Annotated in this window: 2 protein-coding genes; both read left to right on the top strand. The window is 39.1% G+C overall.

The window, feature by feature from the left end; translation table 11 throughout:
* A partial coding sequence (locus PL8927_RS27575; protein ID WP_197047586.1) for a Uma2 family endonuclease occupies window positions 1-288 on the top strand: 288 nt, incomplete at its 5' end.
* 46 nt (window positions 289-334) lie between these two features.
* The coding region (locus PL8927_RS27570) for a Uma2 family endonuclease (protein WP_197047585.1) at window positions 335-708 on the top strand (374 nt) is incomplete at its 3' end.

Here is a 708-nt window from a genome sequence, read left to right as displayed (position 1 = left end):
GAACGTTGGGAGGCGTTAACACCTGAACAACAGGATAAATTTGTACCGTTGTGCCCTGATTTTGTGGTGGAGTTAATGTCTCCGAGTGATCGTTTAGAAAAAACTCGTCAAAAAATGCAAGAATATCAAGAGAATGGGGCAAAATTAGGCTGGTTAATTAATCGTAAACAGCAACAAATTGAAATTTATCGTTGGCATCAAGCGGTAGAAATTTTAGAACATCCTAACCAAATTTCAGGCGAGGAAGTTTTACCCGGTTTTGTATTAGATTTAACCTCGATTTGGTAAGCGATTTAGTATTTAATCCCCATTCCCTTCAAAAACCCAAATTATTATGGAAACCAATATTCTGACGTTACCCCCTATTTTAACATTAAAACTCGATTTAACCTCGGAACAATTTTGGCAATTGTGTCAAGAAAATCATGATTTTCAATTTGAACGCACGGCTACAGGAGAATTAATTATTATGCCCCCAACGGGAGGAAATACAGGGAAACGGAATGTTAAACTGATTACTCAACTTGATTTATGGAATTCCCAAACTCGTTTAGGTGAAGTCTTTGATTCTAATACGGGTTTTACCCTTCCCAATGGTGCTGACCGTTCTCCTGATGCGTCTTGGGTGAGTCGAGAACGTTGGGAGGCGTTAACACCTGAACAACAGGATAAATTTGTACCGTTGTGCCCTGATTTTGTGGTGGAGTT

Source organism: Planktothrix serta PCC 8927 (assembly GCF_900010725.2).
Taxonomy (GTDB): domain Bacteria; phylum Cyanobacteriota; class Cyanobacteriia; order Cyanobacteriales; family Microcoleaceae; genus Planktothrix; species Planktothrix serta.
The sequence above is the reverse complement of the archived record's forward strand: the minus strand, read 5'-3'. Positions and strand labels throughout refer to the sequence as shown.